The sequence below is a fragment of the Sporanaerobium hydrogeniformans genome (assembly GCF_002735925.1).
GTDB classification, from domain to species: Bacteria; Bacillota; Clostridia; order Lachnospirales; family Cellulosilyticaceae; genus Sporanaerobium; species Sporanaerobium hydrogeniformans.
In genome coordinates, this window is record NZ_PEDL01000001.1 from 514,162 (window position 1) to 538,870 (window position 24,709).

The window sequence follows — 24,709 nt, forward strand, 5'->3', positions numbered from 1 at the left end:
TGAGCTGAGGGGAGAAGAATATGAAACAAAAAGAAAGAGAATTACAGTTGCCCCTTTTAAAAAATGTGGGGTTATGGCTTATTTTTAACTTGCTCTTATGTTTAACTGTTGAGATGATTGGGACATTAAATGGGATAGAACGTCTTATTTATCTTATTGTGCATAGTGATGTATTCCTGATGAATTACATTGTTTTGCTTATCTTAACCTCTCCCGCTCTCTTTTTTAATAAGATGCCCTTTGTATTTAATTTAATAGCTGTTTTCCTTATGGGTGTGGCCCATGCCAGTCGTATCTTATTAATAGTAAGGGGACTTCCTTTAACTTGGGGAGATTTTTTTATTGCAAAAGAAGGGTTATCCATTGCAGACAAATATGTATCTCCCTCACTTATTGGTATGATGATAGGTTTACTTATATTGGGGGTTTTGCTACTTTATTATTCCTATAAAATACGATTGGTTGAGTATTATACTAAAAGAGGAATGTTGTTTTTATTTATTATGACAAGTATCAACATCCTTATTATTTCAGAGGCACATAGGCAAAATAAAGTAAGTGAGATAGTAGATGAAAAACAAGAGGTAACAAGTAGTGAAGAAGGAACACTTTATGCATTTATAACCTCTTATAAAGGAAATAAGGATGAAATTGCAGAGACTTATACCCCTCAAGTTATAGATGCTATTCGAGAGAAATTAAGTAATCAACCCATAAAGGATTTGGGAAATAAGAATCCTAATATTTTATTTGTTCAGGTAGAGTCCTTCATTGACCCGTATAGTTTAAAAGGAATAACTTATAGTGAAGACCCTATCCCTTATATGCGCCCTTATTTAGAAACACAGTGGAGTGGTCTAATGGAAGTACCAGATGTGAATACAGCACGTACTGAGTTTGAAATATTAACAGGCATTCGTATAAAAGATTTCTTTGAATATCAGGTACCTTATACCAGTGATGTGTTAGATGGAAGAGTAATTGAGTCTATTGCTCATCTTTTAAAGAGAAAAGAGTATAGCACAACAGCTATACATAATAATGAAGGAAGCTTTTATAGCCGAGATAAAATATATGGTTTACTTGGTTTTAAACGTTTTATTGCTTTAGAAGATATGACAGGTGTTACTTATAGTAAAAATTGGCCCAAGGATGAAGTCTTAAGAACTTATATTCAAAAAACACTTAAAGGAACAAGGGAAAGGGACTTTATTTATACAGTAACAGTAGGAACGCATTCAAGTTATGATACTCAGTACAACAGCCCTTCTTCTGTAATCAAAGTAGGAGGAACAGCTTCAACTGAAGCTATTTGCCAAGTACAAGACTACATTGACCGTTTACATGAGACTGATGCGATGCTAGGTAAATTGATGCATGATCTAAGGGCATCGGTGGAGCCAACCGTTTTAGTTGTGTATGGAGATCATATTCCTGCTTTGGAGGCACTCACCATGGATTCTACTTATGTAAAAAACAAAGTACCTTACTTTGTTATGAGTAATTATGTGCTTCAAGGTAACATGCCAAAAGATACGACCTCTTATCGTTTATATACAGAAGTACTAAACCTACTGGGGATACAAGGAGGAACCTTGCAAGCAGCTCATAATAGCTTAGCAAAAGATGGAGATTATTTTAAAGAATTGGATTTGATTGCATATGATATGCTGATTGGAGAATGTAGGATAAACAAAGGAAAAGTGACCTATGAGATACAAGATTTACAAAGAGGAGCACCATAAGGAAGAGAGACTACTAGGAGAACTAGTGGTCTTTTTTTTTGTCCATTTTTTCTGTTCTAGCCTTTTCTTTTTTGGCATATATTGAATTAATGATACAAGCAGTTCATGTTTACAGAGGAGGAAATATATGTTAAAGGAAGAAATCATAAGTATTATGCCCTCTCCTCTACGCGAGATGTTTTTAAGGCTAGAGGAAGAGGATTATAAATGGTTACAAGAAATAAGGTTGCGAGTCGGACAACCCGTTTTACTTAGAGTCAATAATCAAGAACTGGGAATTAATCTTCAAGGGAAATGTGAAGTCAAATACAGCTACCAAGTCATAGGACAGGATATTGAAGGTTTACTAAAATATTTAAGTGGCTTTTCACTTTATGCATTGGAAGATGAAATCAGGCAAGGCTATGTGACGATTCGAGGTGGGCACCGCATCGGACTGAGTGGCAAAATGGTAGTAGAAAATATGCAAATCAAAACAATGAAGTATATAAATAGTATAAATATTCGTATAGCACATCAAATTATTGGCTGTAGTAAAAGAGTAATGCCCTATTTAGTCAGCCGTGAGAAGGTTTATCACACATTAATTGTATCACCACCTAAATGTGGGAAAACAACTTTACTGCGAGATATAGTAAGATACTTAAGCGAAGGCTATAGTGGCTATGGTCCTTATCGTGTAGGTGTTGTAGATGAACGATCTGAGATTGCAGGGTGTTACCAAGGTATTCCTCAAAATGATGTAGGGATGCGAACAGATGTATTAGATGGTTGCCCTAAAATAGAAGGCATGAAAATGCTTTTAAGGGCAATGTCACCCGAGGTGATTGCGGTAGATGAAATTGGAAAAGAAGGTGATTTATTGGCCTTGCAAGAAGTACTAAGTGCAGGGGTTTCTATTATAAGCACCGTTCATGGTAAGAATATAGAGGATTGTAAGCATAGACCATTATTAAAGGAATTATTAGGAGAAGGTTTATTTGAGAGAATTATCCTTTTATCCAATAGGCAAGGACCTTGTACAATAGAAGGCATTCTAGAAGGAAGGACTTATACTCATTTATCAGGAGGCTAAAAGGAGGAAGAAAGATGCGATTAGTGGGGATTGGCATAGTCTTTATAAGCTGCACCCTAGCAGGGTTTGTTTTAGATAGCTATGAAAGAAAGAGACTTACAGAACTCGAGCAGTTTGTGTATATTTTTGAACTTTTACGTGCTGAGATTGAGTATCGACTGACACCATTAGAAGAAGCTTGCTATGTAATGACTCAATTTGCTTCTTTTGCAATTGGTAAAGTATGGGAAGATTTCGCTAATCTCTTAAAAGGAAAGCAGTCAGTTAATGTGACTCAAATGTGGGAAGAGGCACTTATGGGAAGTAAAATATACTTTCATTTAAAAGATAAGGATTACGAAATACTAGAGAGCTTTGGTAAAGCTTGTGGCTACTTAGATAAAAACATGCAAAGTCGTAATATTGATATGCTTATTGTAAGGTTAAAAGAAGAACTGGAAAAGGCTAAGGTACAGTATGAGAAGCAAGGTAAGTTAAATCGTTCCTTAGGCATTTTAGTAGGAGCTTGTCTAAGTTTATTTTTAATATAGGGGGTAAAGGATATGTTTAATATGAGTGGACTAGATTTGATGGTTATCTTTAAGCTAGCAGGTATTGGGCTAGGGACGACACTTATTAATCAACTCTTAAAGAAAACAGATGCAGGGGAATGGGTATTTTATACAACAACCATGGGGATTATTTTTGGGCTTCTTATTGTCCTTCAATATGTGCTCCAATTTTTTGAAGCAGTACAGACCATGTTTACCTTTTAAGGGGGGATGAAAGTGGAAATCCTGCAATTAATCGGTTTTGCCATGACCTCTGTGATGCTTATTATGTTGGTTGGCAAATACAATAATAGTACAAAGGCATTTAGCTTAATTATTCGGCTGGCTACTGTAGTCCTTTTTATGCTCTTTATTGTGCAACAACTAGGTGATGTTTTCCGCGTCATTCAAGAGCTGGCAAGTAAGGTCAATATGGAGAGTGGCTATTTAAATATTATTTTAAAGATTATAGGTATTGCCTATATTGCAGAGTTTGGCTATCAACTTTGTAAGGATGCAGGTGAAGAAGCCATTGGTTCAAAAATACAGCTAGCTGGTAAAGTTATGATTTTTGTCATCTCAGCCCCTGTTATTTTTGCAGTTGTTGAGATGGTAGCGGGCTTATTGTAGGTGGATAGGAGGTTGAGGATGAAACGAAAGAAAATCCTAGGATTAGGGTTATTGCTCTTTTGCTTATTTGGGATAAGTCCCTTATATGGAGCGGAAGTCGAAGACATACAAACAAAGGAGCAAGAAGAACAAATTTTAGAATATCAACTCAATTTTTTTAACTGGCAAGGTATCGAAGAGATGGAGAAGAGCCTTAAGGAAACCATGCCTACTTTAGAAAGCTTTGATTTAAAACAAGAGGTGCAAAGCTTAATAAAAGGGGAGAAAAGCTTCTCGCTAGATTATCTGATAAAAAAGATAGGGAGTAGTCTCTTCCAAGAATTAGGAGTGTTTATTCGGTTAGGTGCTAGGTTTATTCTTATTGTGCTATTGTGCAACTTATTGCAAACCTTAAGTAGTTCCTTTGAGTCTAAGGGGACAACACAAATTAGCTTTTTTGTATGCTATCTCGTTATTATTTATAGCGTGATGCAATCTCTCTTGGTGATGGTGGATTTGGCGAGTCGTACAATCAGCGGAATGAACCAGGTGATGACTGCATGTATTCCAACACTTATAGCTTTTATGACCACATCAGGTTATGGTTCTTCGGGCTATGCCATGGCACCTGTTATTAGCTCTGCTCTGACGTTAAGTACTTATTTTTTACAAAAGCTTGTTTTGCCGAGTATCATTTCTGTTATTTTATTACAACTTATCAGTACCATGAGTGACTCTTTTAAAATAGATAAATTGATAGACTTATTTTATCGTCTAATGAAATGGGTACTAAGAGGTGTACTTATTGTAGCAATTGGTGTACTTAGTGTTTACAAGGCTACACTTCCTTATGTGGATATGACAGTTAAAAAGGCAGCTATTAGTGTCTCTAAAACCTTTATTCCTATTGTAGGAGATGCAGTAGGAGGAGCAGTAGATTTTATGATGAATTGTTCTTTTTTAGTTAAAAATAGCTTTTGTATTGGCGTGATGTTACTAGTCATTAGCCTAGTGAGCATTCCACTTATTAAAATTTTAGCCTATTGTCTTATTTACCATGTAGCAGGCGCAGTCATTGAACCTCTAGGAGATAAAAGGATGGCGAGTCTTGCCACACATTTAGCAAAGGGCTGCGAATTTATTATGAGTACCGTTGGAGTCGTAGCTATTTTGTGTCTCTTTGTCCTGGTGATATGTATGGGTGTAGGTACACAGCGTTTGGAGGTTAGCGATGAAAGAGTATTTACAAATGCTGATATGGGTCATGCTCTTTGTGCTTGTGGTAGAAATGATTTTCCCTGATTCGGCTTATCGCAAATATTTAAAACTTATTTTAGGCTGCATTATTTTATATACCTTATTAAATCCACTTAAAAATTGGCTTACATTAGATGGAAGAAGCTATGATAGCTACGTAGGTTACTATCAAAATCAGTTTACCTTAACAACAGGACAAGGTTTCACAGAAGCTTATCAAGAGGAAAAGGAAAAGCAACAGGAGGTTCTTAAAAAAACAGTGAAGGAAAATATGATAAAGCTTATTGAAAAAGAGGTAGATGTGACAGTAGCAAGTTTAGAGCTGCAGTGGGAGGAGAGTAACGAAGGAACTCTTATAAAAGAAATAAACTTAATAGTGAGGGATAAAGTAGAAAAGGGAAAGATTGAAATACCTCGTATCCAAATAGGTGAGAAGAGTCATACGGTAAATGGGGATGAGACGAGTTTAAAAAATAAAATAAAAACTTGTCTTAAAAACTTCTATAACGTACAAGTCTGTAATATACATATTACAGTACAAAAGAATGATTAGGGGGCAGAAAGATGCTAGAGAAATGGTTTAATAAAGTGAAAGGACCACAAAACAAAAAAGGATTAACGGGTGTTTTATTACTCTTACTTTTAGGACTAGGAATTACTTTCTTTCCTATAAGTCCTAGAGAAACACCAACCAAAGCAGTTGTTACACCAAGTAGTGAAGCAGCAAAAGAACCTTTAACTTATGAGGAAGCCTTAGAAAAGAGGTTAACTATCATTTTACAAAAAATGGAGGGAGTTGGTCAGGTAAATGTGATGATTACAACCGTTTCCGATAAGGAAAAAATATTGGCAGAAGAAAAGACGCAGAGTCATCAAAAGCAGCAGGAAACCGACCAAGGCGGAGGAACGAGAATCACAGAGAAGGAGGATATGCAAAATAAAATTATTCTTCAGACGGGAAACGTCCCTTATGTGATCAAAGAAAATAAGCCCATTATAAAAGGGGTTCTTGTTATAGCTGAAGGAGCAGAAAACAGTGAGGTAAAAAGTAATATTATTCAATCGGTTACTTCACTTCTAGATGTTCCAGTACATAAAGTAGCTGTTTATAAAAAAGGGAAATAGGAGGAAATCAAATGTTTACATTTAAAAGAAATCAAATTATTATTACGGTACTTGTTTTTATGATTGCTGTAGCTGCTTATTTAAATACAAAGGAACCTGTAGCAGGGGTAAAACCTCAGCTTGTTGAAGTGCCAGGAGAAGAAATGGAAGAAAAAGACTTTTTTGAAAATTACAACTCTGTGATTCAAGAGCTTCCACCCGATGGTGAAGAAGTGAGCCTAAGTCAGGTAGAGCCTAACCAAATGACGGTTACCAATGAAACAGTAGCTCCTAATCAAGCTATTGATGCGAATCAAGCAGTAGACTCCAAGCAAGTAGTTGATGCGAATCAAGCAGTAGACTCTAGCCAAGCTATTGATGCCAGTCAAGTAGTAGACTCTAATCAAGTATTAATAACAAAAAACACTGCTCCTCAAAGCTTTACAGCAACCATTACTAAAAAAGAAATGTTAAATAGTGAAGAAGTAGCAGAAGCTAGCAGTAATAAAAATCTTGAAGTAAGCTATTTTGTAGAAGAGAAAATCTTAAGAGAACAATCTCGTGCAGAGCAAATCGAACAGCTTAGCCAGTATGTAGCTAATGAGAGTTTAGACAAAGAATCTAAGTCAAAAGCTGCTGCAAGTTTATTAGCTATTCAAGAACGTATTGAAAAAGAAAGCAGTGCAGAAGCTCTTTTAAGAGCAAAAGGGTTCAAAGAAGTTTATGTGCGTATTGATGAAGACAGTGTAGATGTAGTCATTAATAAAGCAGATTTAACGGATTCTGATATTGCTCAAATAGAAGAGATTGTTAATCGTAAAACAGGTTATAGTGTAGGTAAAATTAAAATCACACCTTTAAAAGGCTTAAGTCAAGATGCCCAAAATAAGTAATAGCCATCTTTTTAGTAAAGTAGGCGTTGTAAAATAAAATTGCAACGCCTCTCTTTTTTGTATATAATAAGAGAATAAGAAAAAGATATATTATATAGGAGGCGAATGATATGAGTGAACAACAAATTATAGGAATAGATACTGAACACGAAATGGATCAAGTACAAATTGCAGATGATGTCATTGCAGTGATTGCAGAAATTGCTACTTTAGAAGTAGAAGGTATGGTAGATACAGCTCAAAGTAAAACAGATTTTGTACAAGCTGCTATTAGCCGTAAGAAAGCACCCAAAGGTGTAAAAGTAGAAGTGGCTCAAGGTGAAGTATTTATTGACATAGCAGCTATTGTAAAATACGGTGTAAAGATTAATAAAGTATGTTTAGAAGCACAAGAAAAAGTAAAGAATTCAGTAGAAACAATGACAGGGTTACATGTAGCTTCTGTGAACATTCACGTTGTAGGTGTAACTTTTGATAAAGAACAAAAAGAAGCTTAATAAAAGAAGGTACCTTAAGCTAACCCTATGCCTTGGGTTAGCTTAATTGCTAAGGAGGATAAAATGACAAGAAGACAAGCTAGAGAGGCCATTATGCAGATGCTTTATGCCTGTGATTTTCATGAGGAGCAGGATAGAGAGCGCCTTTTAGAAGAAAAGTGTGCTGCCCTAAAAGAAGAAGAAAAGCAAAATCATGAAAAGGGTAGCAATAAAGCGATGTATAGTTTTATTGAAAAGGAGTTTCATGGTATTTTAGAACACCTAGAAGAAATTGATACACTGATTAAAGAAAGTGCAACCAACTGGTCAATTGAGCGTATTGCTAAGGTGGATCATATGATTTTGCGCTTAGCTATTTATGAACTGAAGTGGACAGATATCCCGCCTAAGGTTGTAGTCAATGAAGCAGTAGAGATTGCAAAAGGCTATAGTACCGATAAATCACCTAAGTTCATTAATGGTGTATTAGGAAATATTATCAAGTTAATAGAGGGTTAAAAATGAAAAGAAAAATCCTGTCGGTTTGGCAACTTAATCATTATGTAAGTGGGCTTATAGAGCAAGATTATATGCTAAGTGATGTATGGGTTTCGGGTGAAATATCTAACTGTAAATATCATCAGTCTGGCCATGTGTATTTTACCCTTAAGGATGAAAGGGCAAGCATTAATGCAGTACTTTTTGAAAGAGATGCACAAAAACTTACCTTTCACCTTGTAGAAGGGATGAAAATTTTTGCAAGAGCTAGACTTGCGATTTACGAAAAAACAGGCGCTTATCAAGCCTATGTTTTTGATGTTGAAAAACAAGGTAAAGGACTTTTGTATGAGCAATTTGAGGCTCTTAAAAAGCGCTTAGAACAAGAGGGTTTATTTGATACACAATATAAAAAGCCGATTCCTAAATACCCCAAAAGAGTAGGAATCATCACTTCAGCTACAGGAGCTGCTATAGAAGATATTTGTCAAATTTCAAAAAGACGTAATGCGAGCATTCCTCTTTATATTTATCCCGTACATGTACAAGGTGATTTGGCTGTTCCAGAAATCATAGCAGCTATTAGAAAAGCCAATGAAGATGACTTAGTAGATGTTCTCATTGTAGGACGTGGTGGTGGTTCCATAGAGGATCTTTGGGCCTTTAATGAAGAAGAAGTAGCGCGTACAATTTTTAACTCAAGGCTCCCTATTGTATCAGCAGTAGGACATGAAATTGACTTTACAATTGCAGACTTTGTAAGTGATTTAAGAGCAGCAACACCTTCAGCAGCAGCAGAGCTTGTGATTTACTCACAGGCTGAAGTCAAAGAACAAGTAGAGCGCTACGCAGCACATTTAACTTATATGATGAAACAGCAGCTTGGGTTAGCACAAGGTAAGCTAGAAGCCCTTTTAAATAGACCTGTTTACCGGTCAAAAGATAAATACTATAAAGATAAGATGCAGGAAGTGGATCTTTTGATGCAGCAACTCCATAAAGAGTATAAGCATCAAGTGCAAGATAAAGTGCGCCTCTATGAATTAGCACTAGAGAAGCTTGAGAAGCTTTCTCCACTTACCACTTTAAAAAGAGGGTATAGTTTAGTGACTAATGAGAGAGGGCAAGTAGTGACTTCTATAAAAATGCTTGAAAAGGGTGAACACTTGCAGCTCACATTAAAGGATGGGAGCATAGGTGTGCAGGTTCAGGAAGAGGTGAAAACAAATGGCTAAAAAACAAAAAAAATTTGAAGAAGCTTTAGGTGAACTGGAACAAATTATTACGAACCTAGAAGCTGGAAATATGACGTTAGAAGAAAGCATTAAGAGATATAAAGAGGGCATGGATCTAGCGACAGAGTGTTTAACTGTGCTTAAAAAAGCGGAGCAGGAGATTTTTATTTATGAGCAGGAAGGGTATAAGAAATTAGAGGGGGTGACTAAATGAAAAAGACACTAAATGCCTATAGTGAGCAAATGAATCAATTGATGGGGAAAGCCATTTGTCTCCCACATGGTCCTTTTAGTGAGCTTCACGAGGCCATGCGCTATAGTCTTAATGCCGGTGGTAAGCGTATTCGGCCTGTTTTGATGCAGCTTTGTTATGAGGCAGTAGGTGGTAAAGAAGAAATTGAGAGCTTCTTAATGGCTATTGAGATGATTCATACCTATTCACTTATTCACGATGATTTACCTGCTATGGATGATGATGACTTAAGAAGAGGGAAACCTACCAATCATATGGTTTTTGGTGAAGCAACAGCCATTTTAGCAGGGGATGCTCTTTTAACAGAAGCTTTTCAAATAATGCTCAGTGATGCACTGAGGCATGGGGGACTAGAACGTATACGTGCTGCCCATATTTTAAGCGAAGCCAGTGGTATGGGAGGGATGATTGGTGGACAAATCTTAGATATGGCAAGTGAAAATAAAACCATTGATTTAGCCACTTTAGATTGTATTCAACTTCATAAAACAGGTGCACTTATTGCTGCAGCAACTAAAATGGGGGCAGTTTTAGGTGGTGGAGGTAGCAAGGAAATAGCTGCTTTAGAAGCTTATGGTAAGTATATAGGGAAGGTATTTCAAATCGTAGATGATATCCTAGATGCTATTTCTACAGCAGAAGAGCTAGGTAAACCTGTGCATAGTGATGAAAAAAATGAAAAAAATACTTACTTAAGTTTTTACTCCATTGAAGAGAGCTATGCTATTGCAAAGGCGTTAACAGACAAAGCACTTAAGCTTCTTGAACAGATACCAGGGGATACCAGCTTGTTAGCAGAAATTGCTGAGACACTTATAAAAAGAAAAAATTAGGAGGAAGCGATGAACTACATTGCACAAATCAGTAGAAATTCAGTTCTATGGGTGTCTATTTTAAGTTGGTTTACGGCTCAAGTTTTGAAAATAGTGATTACACTTTTTGAAGAACATCGTTTAGACCTTAAACTTTTTTTTGCATCAGGGGGGATGCCGAGTTCACATAGTTCTTTTGTTACAGCCTTAGCTGTTAGTATAGGGCAACTTTATGGCTATGACAGTCCATTTTTTGCAATAGCGGCTGTTTTTAGTTTTATTGTTATGTATGATGCGGCACATGTACGTTTGCAAGCTGGGAAACAAGCCGTTATGATTAATCAAATTATTGAAATATTAGGTAATCCTAATTTAAATCCGGAACAACGTTTAAAGGAAATATTAGGTCATACACCTGTGCAAGTAGCGGCTGGTGCCATACTAGGTGTAGTCATTGCTCTCATTTTCTTTGGTGTATAAAGACAGTTGAAAAAATAAATTGAGACTGCTATAATGTGTTAAAAGCGACTTATGACACGCTTTTCAAAAGATAAGATGCAGTATTCTAGTCAAGCTGGCATGTTTTGAAGACGGGCCTAAAAATCCGTTTTAGGGCATATCGATGAAGTTCCTGGTGTTGGCTTGTAGCGCCCCGTTATGGGCTGATGCTGGGGGTTAAGGTTTGAGGGCGATCCATAAGGGCATATGGGCGTTGACCCTTTTACCGTGGAGACCTATGTTTGTGCTTATTCCTATGGGAATAATGTATGACTTAGGATGAAACCTACCATGCGGTATAGGCTGTGGGTAGAGTAGCCTGCCTTGAGTGATGGTGGGAGGACACTCATTTACCTTTTTCTTTCTCGGCCAAGAAGGGAGGAGGATTGTGGGTAGAAACCTAATTCGCAAAAGAGGATAGGAACATGATAGCTTGCGCGAGGAAAACTCCTAGACTGTTTCAAAGGAAGGTCTTAAATGGATTACAGTGTGGTTTCAAGGCGATCTGGCTTGGCACTTAGGTGCTGGGGCTTCTTTAAAGGGAAACCACTCATTTGGTGACAAAAGAGTAGAGGCTTGGGAAAACCTGCTAGACCATATGCCACAAAATTTACATTTTAGGCTGTCTCATCTTTTGAAGAGTGGGTGATAAGTCGTTTACAAAAGGAGCAAAAAAGAAATGCCAAAACCCAAAAAAGCAAAAGTCAAATTTAAAAAGGTAAAGCTTAAAAAGCAATCTATAAAAACCTTTGAGATTATTATAGGTGTTACTTTTATCATAGCGACTTCGTTTAGTTATATTTTTGAGGTACTTATGGCAGATGTGCCCCTTTTGGTGGCTTTTCTAATGCTTGTTAGTATTATTATTATAGGAATTATTTGTGACGGTATTGGTAATGCCGTTGTATCTGTTGATGAAGTAACCTTTCATTCCATGGCAGCCCAAAAAGTAAAGGGTGCTAAGGAGAGTATCAAACTGGTGCGAAATGCTCCTATGGTAGCCAATATTTTTAATGATGTCATAGGTGACATTGCAGGGATTATATCAGGGAGTACAGGGACTGCCATTGTCCTGGCTCTAGAAGAAGGCTTTGGTCGTAAATCCATCCTTTTATCCATTGCAATGAGTGGCTTTATTGCTGCTATGACAGTCGGTGGTAAAGCATTAGGTAAGAGTTATGCCATTATGTATTCACGCTACATTGTTTATTATGTAGGTGTATGCCTTTACTATATGAAGCGGCTATTTAGTAGAAAAAAGAACTAGAATGACAATCAATGGGGTTGTCATTTTTTTTAAGTGATAGATGGAAAAGAAAGACAGATTACAGTAAAAGTGAGGCGTCGTATGCTAAAATTATTAAAACAAATTAAAGGACCAGAAAATTTAAAGGCCTTAAAAGAAGAGGAACTAATAGAACTTGCTAAAGAGGTGAGGCAATTCCTTGTTCAATCTCTTGCACAAACAGGAGGACATTTAGCCTCTAATCTCGGTGTCGTAGAACTTACCATTGCACTACATTATGTGTTTAATTCTCCGCAAGATAAGATGATATGGGATGTAGGTCACCAAGCGTATGTGCATAAATTACTTACGGGTAGGCGTAAAGGTTTTCAGTCCCTCAGACAATTTGGAGGAATGAGTGGTTTTCCTAAAACAAAGGAGAGTGCTCATGATGTTTTTGAAACAGGGCATAGCTCTACATCTATCTCAGCAGCCCTTGGAATGGCAGTGGCTAGAGATTTAAAGGGAGAAGACCATCAAGTGATTGCAATTATTGGGGATGGTGCCTTAACAGGTGGTATGGCTTTTGAAGCACTTAATAATGCAGGGCGTGGACATACTCACCTTATTGTTATTTTAAATGATAATGAAATGTCTATTTCGAAAAATGTAGGGGGCATGGTAAAGTATTTAACGAAGCTTCGTTCTAGCAGAGATTATTTAAGAGCTAAAGAAGGTGTAGAAGATGCTTTAAATCAAGTGCCAGTTATTGGCGAGCATATGGTACACACCATTAAACGTACAAAAGGTAAATTCAAAAGCTTTTTAATTGAAAATACACTTTTTGAACAATTGGGTGTTACCTATCTAGGACCTATTGATGGACATTCTTATGAAGAACTTCTAGATATTTTGGAGAATGCAAAGGGGATGAAGGGGCCTGTTCTTATTCATGTAAAGACTAAGAAGGGCAAAGGTTACCGTCTAGCGGAAGAAAATCCTTCGGCCTTCCATGGAGTTTCCTCCTTTAATATTGCAACAGGAGAAATAAGTAAAAAATGTGAAGGAAAAAGCTTTTCTTCTGCTTTTGGTGAAGCCATGTTGCAAATGGCTTCTGAAAGAGAGGATGTGGTAGCTATTTCTGCAGCTATGCCAGAGGGAACAGGGCTTTTAGAGTTTTCAAAAGCATATCCTCGTCGCTTTTTTGATGTAGGGATAGCAGAACAACATAGTATTACTTTTGCAGCAGGCTTAGCTGCGCAAGGTATACGACCTGTAGCCGCTATTTATTCTTCTTTCTTACAACGTGCCTATGATCAAATTTTACATGATGTTTGTTTGCAAAACTTGCCCGTTATTTTGGGGATAGATAGAGCGGGGCTTGTAGGTGAAGATGGAGCAACGCATCAAGGTCTATATGATATAGCCTACTTAAGTAGTATGCCTAATATGCATATTTTAGCTCCTAAGGTACCAGAAGAAGTAGAGGGGGCTATCCGTTATGCATTACATCTTAATGCACCTGTTGCTATCCGTTATCCAAGGGGAACGGCTACCCTAGAAGTAGCTTATCATCATGACTATAAAGACGTAAGTTTGAAAACCTTAAAAGCTGGTCATACTAGAGCTATATTAGCTTGTGGGAAGTTTGTAGGCTTAGCGCTTGAGGTAAGTCAATTACTTGAAGAACAAGGAGAGAGTTTGGCTGTTATAGAAGCACCTTGTTGTTATCCTCTTGATAAGGAAGGGCTTTTAAAGATTGCTCAAGGATATGACTACCTCTTTACACTAGAAGATGGTATACTATTAGGAGGCTTTGGTGAGAAGGTCTTTAGCCTACTTATTCAAGAAGGCTATACTATAAAAGGCCATCAGTTCGGATATGAGAGTGGCATTGTTGAGCATGGAGATATTGCTCATTTATTAGAAAAAGAAGGTCTTACACCTCAGAAGATCAGTGTGCAAATACAAAGATTATGTGGGAAAGAGAGCAAATAGATATATGGATGAAAAAGAAAGACTAGATGTGCTCTTAGTAGAGCTAGGACTTGCTGAGTCAAGAGAAAAAGCAAAAGCCTATATTATGGCTGGTGTTGTCTATGTAGAAGGACAAAAGGAAGATAAACCAGGTCTTAAGGTGAAACGCTCTGCTCAGTTAGAGGTAAGAGAGCGAATGAAATATGTAAGCCGAGGTGGGCTTAAATTAGAAAAAGCTATGACAAGCTTTGGCGTGCCATTAGAAGGTAAAACGTGTATGGATGTAGGTGCTTCAACAGGTGGTTTTACAGACTGTATGCTTCAAAATGGCGCTATAAAAGTATATGCGGTAGATGTGGGATATGGACAACTTGCATGGAAGCTTCGTCAAGATGAGCGAGTGGTGTGTATGGAGAAAACCAACATTCGTTATGTGACACCAGAAGCAATTGGTGAAACAATTGATTTTAGCTCCATTGATGTCTCCTTTATTTCTCTAACGAAAGTATTAGAGCCACTTTCTCATCTTTTAAGTGAGGGAGCCGACGTAGTAGCACTTATTAAACCACAATTTGAAGCAGGCAGAGATCAAGTTGAAAAGCATGGTGTTGTGCGTAAGCCAAAGGTACATGAGCAAGTTATTTATGATGTTTGGAACTATGCAAAAAGTATTGGCTTTGGTATACAAGGATTAGATTTTTCACCTATTAAAGGTCCAGAAGGTAATATAGAATACCTCATTCACCTAAAAAAAGATGGGGAAGATCTGTTAGCAAATCAAGAAGAAAGCATTAGCCAAGTAGTCACTTCATCACATCAAAGCTTATAAGAGGGGGCAGGTATGAAGACGATAGGGATTATTCCTAATTTATTAAAGGATACAGAGTTAGAGATTACAAAGCATGTGGTAGATTGGCTCATAGGTGAAGGTTATAAGACGTATGGTTCAAGTCATATTGCAGATCAAGTAAAGGGCTTATCTCCTTGTGAAAGTGAAGAAGAACTTTATATAAACAGTGATATTCTCATTGCTATAGGCGGAGATGGCACTATTTTAGCAGCAGCAGAAAAAGCGAGCTTAGCCGATGTACCTATTATAGGGATTAATTTAGGACGCTTAGGTTTTTTAGCAGACATAGAGCCACAAGATATTACCGCCTCTTTGCATAAGCTTTTACAGGAAAATTACCGTATTGAAGAGCGTATGATGCTTCGAGCCAAAATCATTACACCTGGGGGGAAGGAGTATATCTTCAATGCTCTTAATGATATCAATATTATAAGGGGGAATGTGTCAAGGCTGACTGAGTTTGAAATTTTAGTAAATGATGAGCTCTGTGATATTTATCCAGCGGATGGTATTATTGTTTCAACACCTACAGGTTCGACCGCTTATAATCTGTCAGCAGGAGGACCTATTGTTTTACCTCATACGAAGGCGTATATTTTAACACCTATTTGTCCACATACGATTTATTCTAAGTCCATTATTCTAGCAGAAGAAGATGTTGTTCAAATCAAAACCTGTAACCATGATAATATGAATATGGCTTTAAATATTGATGGAAATATAAAGATGTATTTAACGCCCAATCATTTTATACAAATTGATAAGTCCCCTTATGTAACGAGACTGATTAAATTATCAGAGTTGAAGTTTTTTGATATTCTTAGAAAAAAAATAGTAGAAAGGCGAAGATAAGATGGGAATGAAGGAACAAAGACAATCGGCAATCCTTAGTTTGATTCAAAAACATGAGATTGAGACACAGGAGGACTTAGCAACTTCTTTAGAGAATCAAGGCTTTCGTGTAACACAGGCTACTGTATCACGTGATATTCGTGAGCTCAAGCTTACCAAGGTAGCTAGTAAAAGTGGGGGACAAAAATATGTTGCCCTTACTAATTATGAGCAGCAAGTATCAGAAAAGGTTATTCGTGTTTTTAAGGATGCTTTTGTAGGGATGGAATGTGCAGGCAATATCCTGGTTATTCGGACATTAATAGGTATGGGAAATGCAGTAGCAGCAGCTATTGATGCTTTTAACTTTGAAGAAATTGTAGGTACACTAGCTGGAGATGATACTATTTTTTGTGTAATTAAAACAGTAGATGAGATGAATACTATAATGAATAAGTTTAAAGAGATACTGGGTTCATAAGGTAAGGAGTGATGCATAAATGCTCAAGTCTATTAAGGCCAATAACATAGCACTTATTGAAAAAGTACATCTTGAATTAGACAAGCATTTAAATATTTTTAGTGGGGAGACAGGAGCAGGTAAATCCATGCTTATTGACTCTATTCAGTTTGCTATAGGTAATCGTACTTCACGTCAAATTATTCGAAAAGGGCAAGACTGTGGGACAGTAGAAATTCTTTTTAAAGATGAAGGCGGTTGGGGATTAGAGTATTTAGAAACCAATGGTATTCCTTATGAGGACAAAGAGATTTGTATTGCTAGGGCACTTTATCAATCGGGACGTACGACCTATAAGATTAATGGGATGATGGCAACCAGGCAGATGGTAAAGGAGCTTTCAGCCCTGCTTATAGATGTCCATGGTCAACATGAACCCCAATCTCTTTTAGATGTTACTAAACATATTCAAATGTTAGATTGCTTTGGAGGTGAGGCGTTTAAAAAGCAAAAAGCAACTTATAAAAAGCTATATGAACGTCTACAAGGTGTAAGGGCACAGCTTTCTAAAATAGGTGATAATGATAGAAGGCGTTTACAGCTGAAGGACATGCTCAGCTTTCAGATTAATGAAATTGCAAGTTGCCAGCTGAAACCTGAGGAGGAAGAGGAGCTTAAAGCACATTATCAAATCCTATCTCATGCTGAGAAAATCATGCGTCAATGCCAAAAGGCGTATACGTATTTAGATGGTGAAAGTGAGATGAGTGCCTCCTTACTACTAGGAAAAGCGCTTCAAGCATTGCAAGATATTAGTCATATTAGCCCAGAGACAGGTAGTCTTTATGAACAGTTAAGTGCCTTAGAGGCTGAACTTCAAGAAGCTACTTATGCGATTAGGCGTTTTGTCGATCAAGTAGATTATTCACCAGAGGCCCTAGAAGAGGCACAAAGTCGGTTAGATAGTATTTATCGTCTTAAACAAAAATATGGAAACACTATAGAAGATATATTGGACTATAAAGCACAGTGTGAAAAAGAGCTAGAAGAATTAGTAGATGGAGAAAATAGTAGAGAAAAGCTTCAAAAAGAAGAGAAAGAGCTTCAAGCAGAGTTAGATGTGTTAGCTACTGCACTTTCCAAGGGACGTCAAGTTATTGCTAGTAGTATTGAAAAGGAGATAGATACCCATCTACATGATTTGCAGATGCCTTATGCTAAGTTTGAAGTAGCTATTAATGAGTTAGATACTTTTAATAATATGGGTAAAAATGATGTAGAATTTCTTATTCGTACTAATTTAGGAGAAGATATGCATCCTCTTTCTAAAATCGCATCAGGTGGAGAGATTTCACGTGTGATGTTAGCTATTAAAACAGTGCTTGTTTTAGGGGATGTGATTGATACAGTTATTTTTGATGAAATCGATACTGGAATCAGTGGCGTTGCAGCACAAAAGGTAGGGGAAAAGCTGGCGCTTATTGCAAGAGGACGCCAAGTACTATGTATTACCCATTTACCGCAAATTGCAGCCATGGCAGATAGTCATTTTCTCATTGAGAAGAGAGTGGATGAGAAAATGACAACGACAGTGCTTCGGGTATTAGAAGAGCAGGGCATTCAGGAAGAGCTTTGCCGGATGATGGGTGGTTTTGTGACAGAAAATACATTGCAAGGTGCTAAAGAAATACGTCATATGGCTGAAAATTACAAAAAGAGCTTATGTGGTTAAGAACCCATAAGCTCTTTTTGTATGAAAACCTTTTTCTGGCTGTATAAATGCTTTTAAAAAAGGATATTTTAAAAACATGACAGCAAAAGACAGAGTAGGTGAACAGAATGAAAAATAAGAAAAAAGGTTTTTTTTTGAAAAGCTCTATGGTGTTTATACTAGGACTTTTAATAAGTAGTCCTTTTATTATTTCTTACTACTATTTACCAGGAGAAGTGAAGCTTATTGCAGGCAGAGAGCATGTGTTTAATTTTGATATTCCTCTTTATGCCAGTATACTTAAAAGTGAAACGCTTACTATTAAAGGTATGGATGATGACCACTTCAAAAAGAGCAGTATTCCTTTAAATCGTCCCCTTTATGTAAGCATGGAAGAAGAAGGCGAAACAGATATCAAGCTTTCACTTTTAGGCATTCCAGTAAAGACCGTTTCTGTACAAGCTATTAAAGACCGACAAGTCATTCCTTGTGGAAAAATTGTAGGGATTAAAGTAGATACACAGGGACTTCTTGTTTTAGGAATAGGTCAGTTTGAGAAGGCAGGACGTATGGTTTCTCCTGCTAAAGGAATCCTAGAGGTAGGTGATATGATTTTAACATGTAATGGCACTCCTTTAGAAATCAAAGAAGATTTAAAAGACGCTATAGAAGCATCCCAAAATCAGCCTATGAAGCTTAAAGTCATGCGAGAGGGAAAAATGCATGAAGTACAGGTTCAGCCTATCTATTGTGACAGTGAAGGAGTCTATAAGCTAGGTGTTTGGATTCGAGATAGTACACAAGGTATAGGAACCCTTACTTATGTAGATCCTGAAACAGGAGTTTTTGGTGCGCTAGGGCATGGGATTACTGATGTAGATACAAAGAAACTGATGCCCATACGTGAAGGGACTATTATTAGTGCAACAGTTACTAATATTAAAAAAGGGCAAAAAGGGACACCAGGCGAAATTAGTGGGACTATTCACTACGATGGGGGGAGTATTATTGGAGAAGTAGAGAATAATACAGCAATCGGCATCTATGGCGTTTTAAGTGCAGAGGCACTTCACCATTTAGATGCTCAGAAAGTACCTATTGCCTTTCAAGATGAGGTTCATGAAGGAAAAGCAAGTATTTTAGTAGATTTAAGAGATGGGATTATTAAAGAATATGGGGTAACTATACAAAAAGTTTCACGTTATAGTAATGAACCTGCTAAAGGGATGGTTATTAAAATTACAGATGAAGAATTATTAAGGCTTACGAATGGAATCGTACAGGGGATGAGTGGAAGTCCTATTTTACAAGACGGTAAACTTATTGGTGCAGTTACGCATGTTTTTGTGCAGGACCCTACCCGAGGTTACGGTATTTTCATTGAAAATATGATTAATAATGAAAAAAAGTAGGATGAAATGTAAAAAAAAAATAAAAATTACAAAATTTGGTATTGTAATATGAATAGAGTTTAGTTATAATTAATTTAGATTTTTCAAAATATAAATAAATAATCCGGGGGGGGATATTTTTGTTTGAGCAAAAAATGAAAATATTGATAGCAGACGACAACAAGGACTTTGCTGACATTTTAAGAGAGTTTATTGACAGACAGGAAGATATGGAAGTAGTGGAAGTAGCAGGTAATGGTGAAGAAGCTTTTACACTCATCCAAGAGCTTGGGCCAGACATCGTTATATTAGATGTGATTATGCCCTATTTAGATGGGATTGGTGTTCTAGAGAAAATAAGTGTAACAGAACTGAATAAAAGACCACTCTTTATTATGCTTTCAGCAGTAGGACAAGATAAAATTACGGAAAGAGCTATGGCATTAGGCGCAGAATACTATATTGTAAAACCCTTTGACATGGAAACATTAATTAATCGTATTCGCCAATTAAAGTCTATGACAAGCTCTATTAAATCAAATGGAATGAATTTAACAGGCGTAGCTTCCTCTAAGCCATTTTTACCAAAAGCAAAGGGTATGCCTACACAACATAGTTTAGAAACAGAAGTAACTAGCGTTATACATGAAATTGGCGTTCCTGCTCACATTAAAGGCTATCAATATCTTCGTGATGCTATTATTATGGTTATTAATGACATGGATGTTCTTAATTCCATTACCAAACAACTGTATCCATCTATCGCTAAACAATACAATACTACTCCAAGTCGTGTAGAGCGTGCTATTCGTCATGCGATCGAAGTAGCATGGAGTCGTGGCAAGATGGATACCATTGATAAACTCTTTGGTTATACCGTAAACAACGGCAAAGGCAAACCTACTAATTCAGAATTCATCGCACTCATTGCTGACAGATTACGTCTTGAAATGCAAGTGGGTTAAAGTTTTAGGGGATAAGGGGTTAAAAATCATATAATTAAATGTAAAAACTCTCTTGATTGATTGGATAAAATATAATCCATAAATGAGGAGAGTTTTATGTATTTATAGATGTGATATTGGGTTAAAATTGAAGATAAGTAAACTATTATATAAGAAGCCTATCAGAAAGCAAAACAGTTTTACCAAAAGCAGCAACTAGAATGGCAAGTTGTTGAGGTGATGGATAGGGGACTTGCATTTTATTATACTGGCAGAAAATATGAAAAAGCAGGGAATATAAAAGAGTAAGAAAGAAATAGATTAAAGAATAAATGGATTTTTAGAACTCTAAAATCATATCATACCAAGTAGCTCCACCGTGAACAGAATGAGAAAGACCTTGATTCGTGTAGCCAAACTTTGAATAGTAAGGAATAAGCTGTTTTTTACAAGTAAGAATAACACCTTTACAACCTCTCGTCTTAGCAGCTGCAATCATATGCTGCATAAGTAAGGCAGCAACACCTTGCCTTCTGTATTCGGGCAGAACATCTAGTCCAAAAATAGCTTGATAAATACCTTTTGGATCATGAGAGCTAGCAGACTCGAAAAGTTTATCAGAAATTGTTTTATCTTGCGTACAGCAACCATTAATAAAGCCTATCATTTTACCTTGATATTCGGCTACAAAGAAGCAGTCAGGGAAAGTTTCTATACGTTCTTTAAAAGTTGCAAAGGATGCTGCTTCAGCAATAGGAAAACAAAGGGCTTCAATTTGTGTTATAGTATCAATATCTTGGGCTGTAACAGAGCGAATAGAAAGGGTCATAACCAATCTCCTTTTAGTAAGAATATAGATTATTTTATCATAAAAGATAGAATAATGGAATCAAAAATAGCAGTGCAGCCTTATAAATGAAGGTGGCAGTGCTATTTTTAGAGGGTGGAAAAGTAAAAAGGTAAAAAATAATAAAAGAAAAGGTGTATGGAAAGGCTAAAAGGAAGTATAATCTAAAAAGTAAAGGAAGTGACTTCAATGAATAAACCTAAAGTATGTATTGTTTTTACAGGAGGCACCATTTCCATGACAGTGGATGAACAAATGGGTGCAGCTATTCCAACTTTATCTGGAGAACAAATTTTATCTATGGTCTCTAATATTGATAAATTAGCTGATAGCGAAGTTATCAACTTTTCTGAGATTCCAGGACCTCATATGACTATTGATAAATTGATAGAGCTTAAAAAGCTGATTCAAAAAAAGCTTAATGAGCCAGGTATCACCGGAGTGATTGTAACACATGGGACGGATTCCTTAGAGGAGACAGCTTACTTTTTAGATTTAACGATTCAGCATATGAAGCCTGTTGTTATTGTTGGGGCTATGCGAAGTAGCTCAGAGCTAGGCTATGATGGTTCTAGCAATCTAGCAGCTGCTGTTTGTACAGCCATTTCTGAAAAAGCTAAGAACCGTGGTGTATTGGTGGTACTTAATAATGAAGTGAACTTAGCATCAGAGGTAACTAAAACGAGTACCATTGCCCTTAATACCTTCCAATCACCTTATGGACCATTAGGTGCAGTGGATGCCAATGACCTCATTTTATACCGTGATATTGCTTATAGGCAGTATATTGATACGGATAGAGTGGAACGAAGAGTGGATTTAATTAAAGCGGTGCTAGATATGGATGGACGCTTTATTAACTATGCGGTGGATTCAGGTGCAGTAGGCCTTGTTATTGAAGCCATGGGACGTGGGAATTTGCCACTTGCTATGGTAGAAGGCATCAAGTATGCTTTAAGTAAGGGGTGTATTGTGGTGGTGGTATCACGTTGTCATTCAGGTAGGGTATTTGAAAGCTATGGTTATGCAGGTGGTGGTAAAGAGCTCTCAGATTTAGGTGTCATTATGGGCGGTGATATGCGTGGTCCCAAAGCACGCTTAAAGCTAATGCTTGCTCTTGGTAAAACCCGTGATAGAGAAAAGATTCGAGCACTCTTCAAAGAAGAGAATTATAATTTATAGAGAAATAAGGAGATTAAAAATGGGAAAAACTTTGGTACTAGCTGAAAAGCCTAGCGTAGGAAAGGATATTGCTCGTGTACTTCGATGTACAAAGAGTGGAAATGGCTACTTAGAGGGAGATAAGTATGTGGTGACATGGGCACTTGGCCATTTAGTAGGCCTTGCAGACCCAGAAGCCTATGGTGATCACTATAAGACATGGAGCATGGAAACCCTTCCAATGCTTCCAAAGGAAATGAAGCTAGTCACCTTAAAAGGAACAGGCAAGCAATATGGCATTGTGAAAGAGCTACTTGGACGTAAGGAAGTAATAGATATTATCATTGCCACAGATGCAGGACGTGAAGGCGAGTTAGTTGCGAGGTGGATTTTAGAAAAAGCACATTGTAAAAAACCTATTAAACGTCTTTGGATTTCTTCAGTAACCGATAAGGCAATTCGGGAAGGCTTTAATAAGCTAGAGCCTGGAAGTCGTTATGATAACCTTTATAAGGCAGCAGTTTGTCGTGCAAAGGGTGACTGGTTAGTGGGGCTTAATGTGACACGGGCTTTAACCTGCCGTTACAATGCCCAGCTCTCAGCAGGCCGCGTACAGTCTGCTGCTTTAGCTATGATTGTAGCTAGAGAGGAAGCTATTAAAAATTTTGTGGCAAAGCCTTACTATACATTAACAGCCAAAGCACCTGGATTTGAGCTTACTCATCAAGCTTCACAGCAGAAGCGTGTTTGGGAAGAAAAAGAAATCGATACACTACTTCAAAAGTGTAAAGGGCAGAAAGCAGAAGTAATAAAAGTGATGGAGTCGGTAAAGAAGCAATATGCACCAGGACTTTATGATTTAACAGAGCTTCAACGTGATGCCAATCGCCTCTTTGGCTTTAGCCCAAAGGAAACCTTATCTATTATGCAGCGCCTTTATGAAAGCCATAAAATTCTTACGTATCCCCGTACAGACTCTCGGTATCTTTCAGAGGATATTGTCCCTACCCTTAAGGAACGTTTGAAAAGTGTTGCAATTGGACCTTATCGCGGAGCTGCTTCTACCCTCTTAAACAAAGGTTTTAAAGTCAATAAAAGTTTTGTGGATAATAGCAAAGTATCTGACCATCATGCCATTATTCCAACAGAAGAAACAGTCCTTCTCGCTAAACTCAGTCAAGAGGAAAGGAAAATTTATGATTTAGTAGTAAAACGCTTTTTAAGTGTCCTACTTCCTCCTATCCTCTATAACGCCCTTCAAGTAGAAGTTAAGATAGGAGAAGAAATTTTTACAGCTCACGGTAGAAACATTATAGACAAAGGCTGGAAAATGGTTTATGAGCAAGATGAAACAGTAGAAGATGATGAAGACAGAGAAGATAAAGAGCAAAAGCTTCCACTTTTAAGTAAGGGAGAGCAGCTTCACATACTAAGTCTTCAAAAAAATAAAAAGCTTACGAAAGCCCCTGCACGCTTTACGGAAGCTACTTTATTATCAGCGATGGAAAAGCCACATAACTATGTACAGGTGGATAAACAAGCAGCAAAAACATTAGGTGAAACAGGTGGAATTGGTACAGTAGCCACACGCGCTGACATTATCGAAAAGCTCTATGCTATGTTTTATATTGAAAAAAGTGGCAAGGAGATTGTCCCTACATCTAAAGGGAAACAGCTGATTGAATTAGTACCAGAAGAACTCAAGTCCCCCCTTTTAACAGCCAAATGGGAAATGGATTTAGAGAAAATTAGTAAAGGAAAAGCAAGTGACCAAAGCTTTATGAAGGAGATTACAGCTTACAGTGCCAGTCTTGTACAACAAGTGAAAAATAGCAAAGAGCGTTATGTACATGATAATATGACAGGTAAGCGCTGCCCCGAATGTGGTAAATTCCTTTTAGAAGTTAAAGGAAAGCACGGTATGATGTATGTATGTCAAGACCGAAGTTGTGGCTATAAAGAAACAGTGAGTCGCTTTACGAATACAAGGTGTCCAAACTGCCATAAGCGTTTAGAATTAAGAGGAGAGGGAGAAGGGCAAATTTATGTGTGCCCTACCTGTACTTTCCGTGAAAAAGCTGCTTCTTTTAATAAAAAGTATCGTAGTACACCTGGAAAGGTAGATAAAAAAACTGTGCAAAATTATTTGAAAAAGCAGCAAAAAGAAGAGGAAGGTAACTTTGCCTTTGCAGAAGCTTTTGCCAAATTTAAAAAGTAAAAAATAGAAAAAGCACTGTACTAACAGAATGTGAAGAGTAGGAATATACTACTAAGAGCATTCTGTTTTTTTGTGTGATAAGAACGACTTGTTTGAGTCAAACTAATAA

The 24,709-nt window shown here is 37.1% G+C and carries 26 protein-coding genes; 25 read left to right on the plus strand and 1 reads right to left on the minus strand.

All coding sequences use genetic code 11. From position 1 onward, the window contains the following. Nucleotides 1–20 precede the first annotated feature (20 nt). The 23 genes from CS063_RS02435 to spo0A all read left to right on the plus strand — a co-directional run bounded on the left by CS063_RS02435 (nt 21) and on the right by spo0A (nt 20,395). A complete protein-coding gene (locus CS063_RS02435) occupies nt 21–1,745 on the plus strand; it encodes an LTA synthase family protein (RefSeq protein ID WP_099448123.1) in 1,725 nt (574 codons plus the stop codon). 127 nt (nt 1,746–1,872) lie between these two features. Beyond that, nucleotides 1,873–2,820 (plus strand): stage III sporulation protein AA, encoded by a 948-nt coding sequence (gene spoIIIAA, locus CS063_RS02440; RefSeq protein WP_099448124.1) that lies wholly within the window; start codon nt 1,873–1,875, stop codon nt 2,818–2,820. A 14-nt stretch (nt 2,821–2,834) separates the two neighbouring features. Beyond that, nucleotides 2,835–3,350 (plus strand): stage III sporulation protein AB, encoded by a 516-nt coding sequence (locus CS063_RS02445; protein ID WP_099448125.1) that lies wholly within the window; start codon nt 2,835–2,837, stop codon nt 3,348–3,350. Nucleotides 3,351–3,362: 12 nt separating this feature from the next. Next, nucleotides 3,363–3,575 (plus strand): SpoIIIAC/SpoIIIAD family protein, encoded by a 213-nt coding sequence (locus CS063_RS02450; RefSeq protein ID WP_099448126.1) that lies wholly within the window; start codon nt 3,363–3,365, stop codon nt 3,573–3,575. 6 nt (nt 3,576–3,581) lie between these two features. Then, a complete protein-coding gene (spoIIIAD, locus tag CS063_RS02455; protein WP_308415407.1) occupies nt 3,582–3,980 on the plus strand; it encodes a stage III sporulation protein AD in 399 nt (132 codons plus the stop codon). Nucleotides 3,981–3,998: 18 nt separating this feature from the next. Further along, entirely contained in the window at nt 3,999–5,261 is a 1,263-nt protein-coding gene (locus CS063_RS02460) for a stage III sporulation protein AE (RefSeq protein WP_099448128.1), read from the plus strand. Beyond that, nucleotides 5,191–5,769 (plus strand): stage III sporulation protein AF, encoded by a 579-nt coding sequence (locus CS063_RS02465; RefSeq protein ID WP_099448129.1) that lies wholly within the window; start codon nt 5,191–5,193, stop codon nt 5,767–5,769. Before CS063_RS02460 ends, CS063_RS02465 begins: the two co-directional genes overlap by 71 nt. 11 nt (nt 5,770–5,780) lie before the next feature. Further along, complete coding sequence (locus tag CS063_RS02470; RefSeq protein WP_099448130.1) at nt 5,781–6,341, plus strand: hypothetical protein; 561 nt, start codon at nt 5,781–5,783, stop codon at nt 6,339–6,341. Nucleotides 6,342–6,352: 11 nt separating this feature from the next. Then, entirely contained in the window at nt 6,353–7,213 is an 861-nt protein-coding gene (locus CS063_RS02475) for a SpoIIIAH-like family protein (RefSeq protein WP_099448131.1), read from the plus strand. Between the two features lie 110 nt (nt 7,214–7,323). After that, a complete protein-coding gene (locus CS063_RS02480; protein WP_099448132.1) occupies nt 7,324–7,710 on the plus strand; it encodes an Asp23/Gls24 family envelope stress response protein in 387 nt (128 codons plus the stop codon). Between the two features lie 63 nt (nt 7,711–7,773). Continuing rightward, nucleotides 7,774–8,208, plus strand: coding sequence for a transcription antitermination factor NusB (gene nusB / locus CS063_RS02485; protein WP_180270648.1), 435 nt, complete (start codon nt 7,774–7,776; stop codon nt 8,206–8,208). Nucleotides 8,209–8,210: 2 nt separating this feature from the next. After that, the gene (xseA, locus tag CS063_RS02490) at nt 8,211–9,422 is read left to right on the plus strand and encodes an exodeoxyribonuclease VII large subunit (RefSeq protein ID WP_099448134.1); all 1,212 of its coding nucleotides are present in this window, start codon (nt 8,211–8,213) and stop codon (nt 9,420–9,422) included. Further along, nucleotides 9,415–9,636: an exodeoxyribonuclease VII small subunit gene (xseB, locus tag CS063_RS02495; protein ID WP_099448135.1), complete on the plus strand. Its 222-nt coding sequence runs from the start codon at nt 9,415–9,417 to the stop codon at nt 9,634–9,636. The genes xseA and xseB overlap by 8 nt, the downstream gene beginning before the upstream one ends. Beyond that, a complete protein-coding gene (locus CS063_RS02500; protein WP_099448136.1) occupies nt 9,633–10,508 on the plus strand; it encodes a polyprenyl synthetase family protein in 876 nt (291 codons plus the stop codon). The genes xseB and CS063_RS02500 overlap by 4 nt, the downstream gene beginning before the upstream one ends. 9 nt (nt 10,509–10,517) lie before the next feature. Next, complete coding sequence (locus tag CS063_RS02505) at nt 10,518–10,967, plus strand: divergent PAP2 family protein (protein WP_099448137.1); 450 nt, start codon at nt 10,518–10,520, stop codon at nt 10,965–10,967. 697 nt (nt 10,968–11,664) lie between these two features. Continuing rightward, entirely contained in the window at nt 11,665–12,252 is a 588-nt protein-coding gene (locus CS063_RS02510) for a hypothetical protein (RefSeq protein WP_099448138.1), read from the plus strand. Nucleotides 12,253–12,333: 81 nt separating this feature from the next. Beyond that, a complete protein-coding gene (dxs, locus tag CS063_RS02515) occupies nt 12,334–14,208 on the plus strand; it encodes a 1-deoxy-D-xylulose-5-phosphate synthase (protein ID WP_099448203.1) in 1,875 nt (624 codons plus the stop codon). A gap of 4 nt (nt 14,209–14,212) precedes the next feature. After that, entirely contained in the window at nt 14,213–15,016 is an 804-nt protein-coding gene (locus tag CS063_RS02520; RefSeq protein WP_099448139.1) for a TlyA family RNA methyltransferase, read from the plus strand. Between the two features lie 12 nt (nt 15,017–15,028). After that, complete coding sequence (locus tag CS063_RS02525) at nt 15,029–15,889, plus strand: NAD(+)/NADH kinase (RefSeq protein ID WP_099448140.1); 861 nt, start codon at nt 15,029–15,031, stop codon at nt 15,887–15,889. Nucleotides 15,890–15,896: 7 nt separating this feature from the next. Beyond that, nucleotides 15,897–16,349, plus strand: coding sequence for an arginine repressor (gene argR / locus CS063_RS02530; RefSeq protein WP_099448204.1), 453 nt, complete (start codon nt 15,897–15,899; stop codon nt 16,347–16,349). 19 nt (nt 16,350–16,368) lie between these two features. Next, on the plus strand, nt 16,369–18,060 hold the full coding sequence (gene recN / locus CS063_RS02535) for a DNA repair protein RecN (RefSeq protein ID WP_099448141.1): 1,692 nt from the start codon (nt 16,369–16,371) through the stop codon (nt 18,058–18,060). Nucleotides 18,061–18,167: 107 nt separating this feature from the next. Beyond that, complete coding sequence (gene spoIVB / locus CS063_RS02540; protein ID WP_099448142.1) at nt 18,168–19,451, plus strand: SpoIVB peptidase; 1,284 nt, start codon at nt 18,168–18,170, stop codon at nt 19,449–19,451. Nucleotides 19,452–19,570: 119 nt separating this feature from the next. Then, a complete protein-coding gene (spo0A, locus tag CS063_RS02545; protein ID WP_099448143.1) occupies nt 19,571–20,395 on the plus strand; it encodes a sporulation transcription factor Spo0A in 825 nt (274 codons plus the stop codon). A gap of 319 nt (nt 20,396–20,714) precedes the next feature. Here the strand turns inward: spo0A and CS063_RS02550 are convergent, their stop codons facing one another. Continuing rightward, a complete protein-coding gene (locus CS063_RS02550; RefSeq protein WP_099448144.1) occupies nt 20,715–21,203 on the minus strand; it encodes a GNAT family N-acetyltransferase in 489 nt (162 codons plus the stop codon). A gap of 207 nt (nt 21,204–21,410) precedes the next feature. Here CS063_RS02550 and CS063_RS02555 point away from each other — a divergent pair, with 207 nt between their 5' ends. Beyond that, on the plus strand, nt 21,411–22,403 hold the full coding sequence (locus CS063_RS02555; protein ID WP_099448145.1) for an asparaginase: 993 nt from the start codon (nt 21,411–21,413) through the stop codon (nt 22,401–22,403). A gap of 19 nt (nt 22,404–22,422) precedes the next feature. Beyond that, nucleotides 22,423–24,600 carry a DNA topoisomerase III gene (locus CS063_RS02560; RefSeq protein ID WP_099448146.1) on the plus strand — a complete coding sequence of 726 codons (2,178 nt, stop codon included), beginning with the start codon at nt 22,423–22,425 and terminating at the stop codon, nt 24,598–24,600. Nucleotides 24,601–24,709 lie beyond the last annotated feature (109 nt).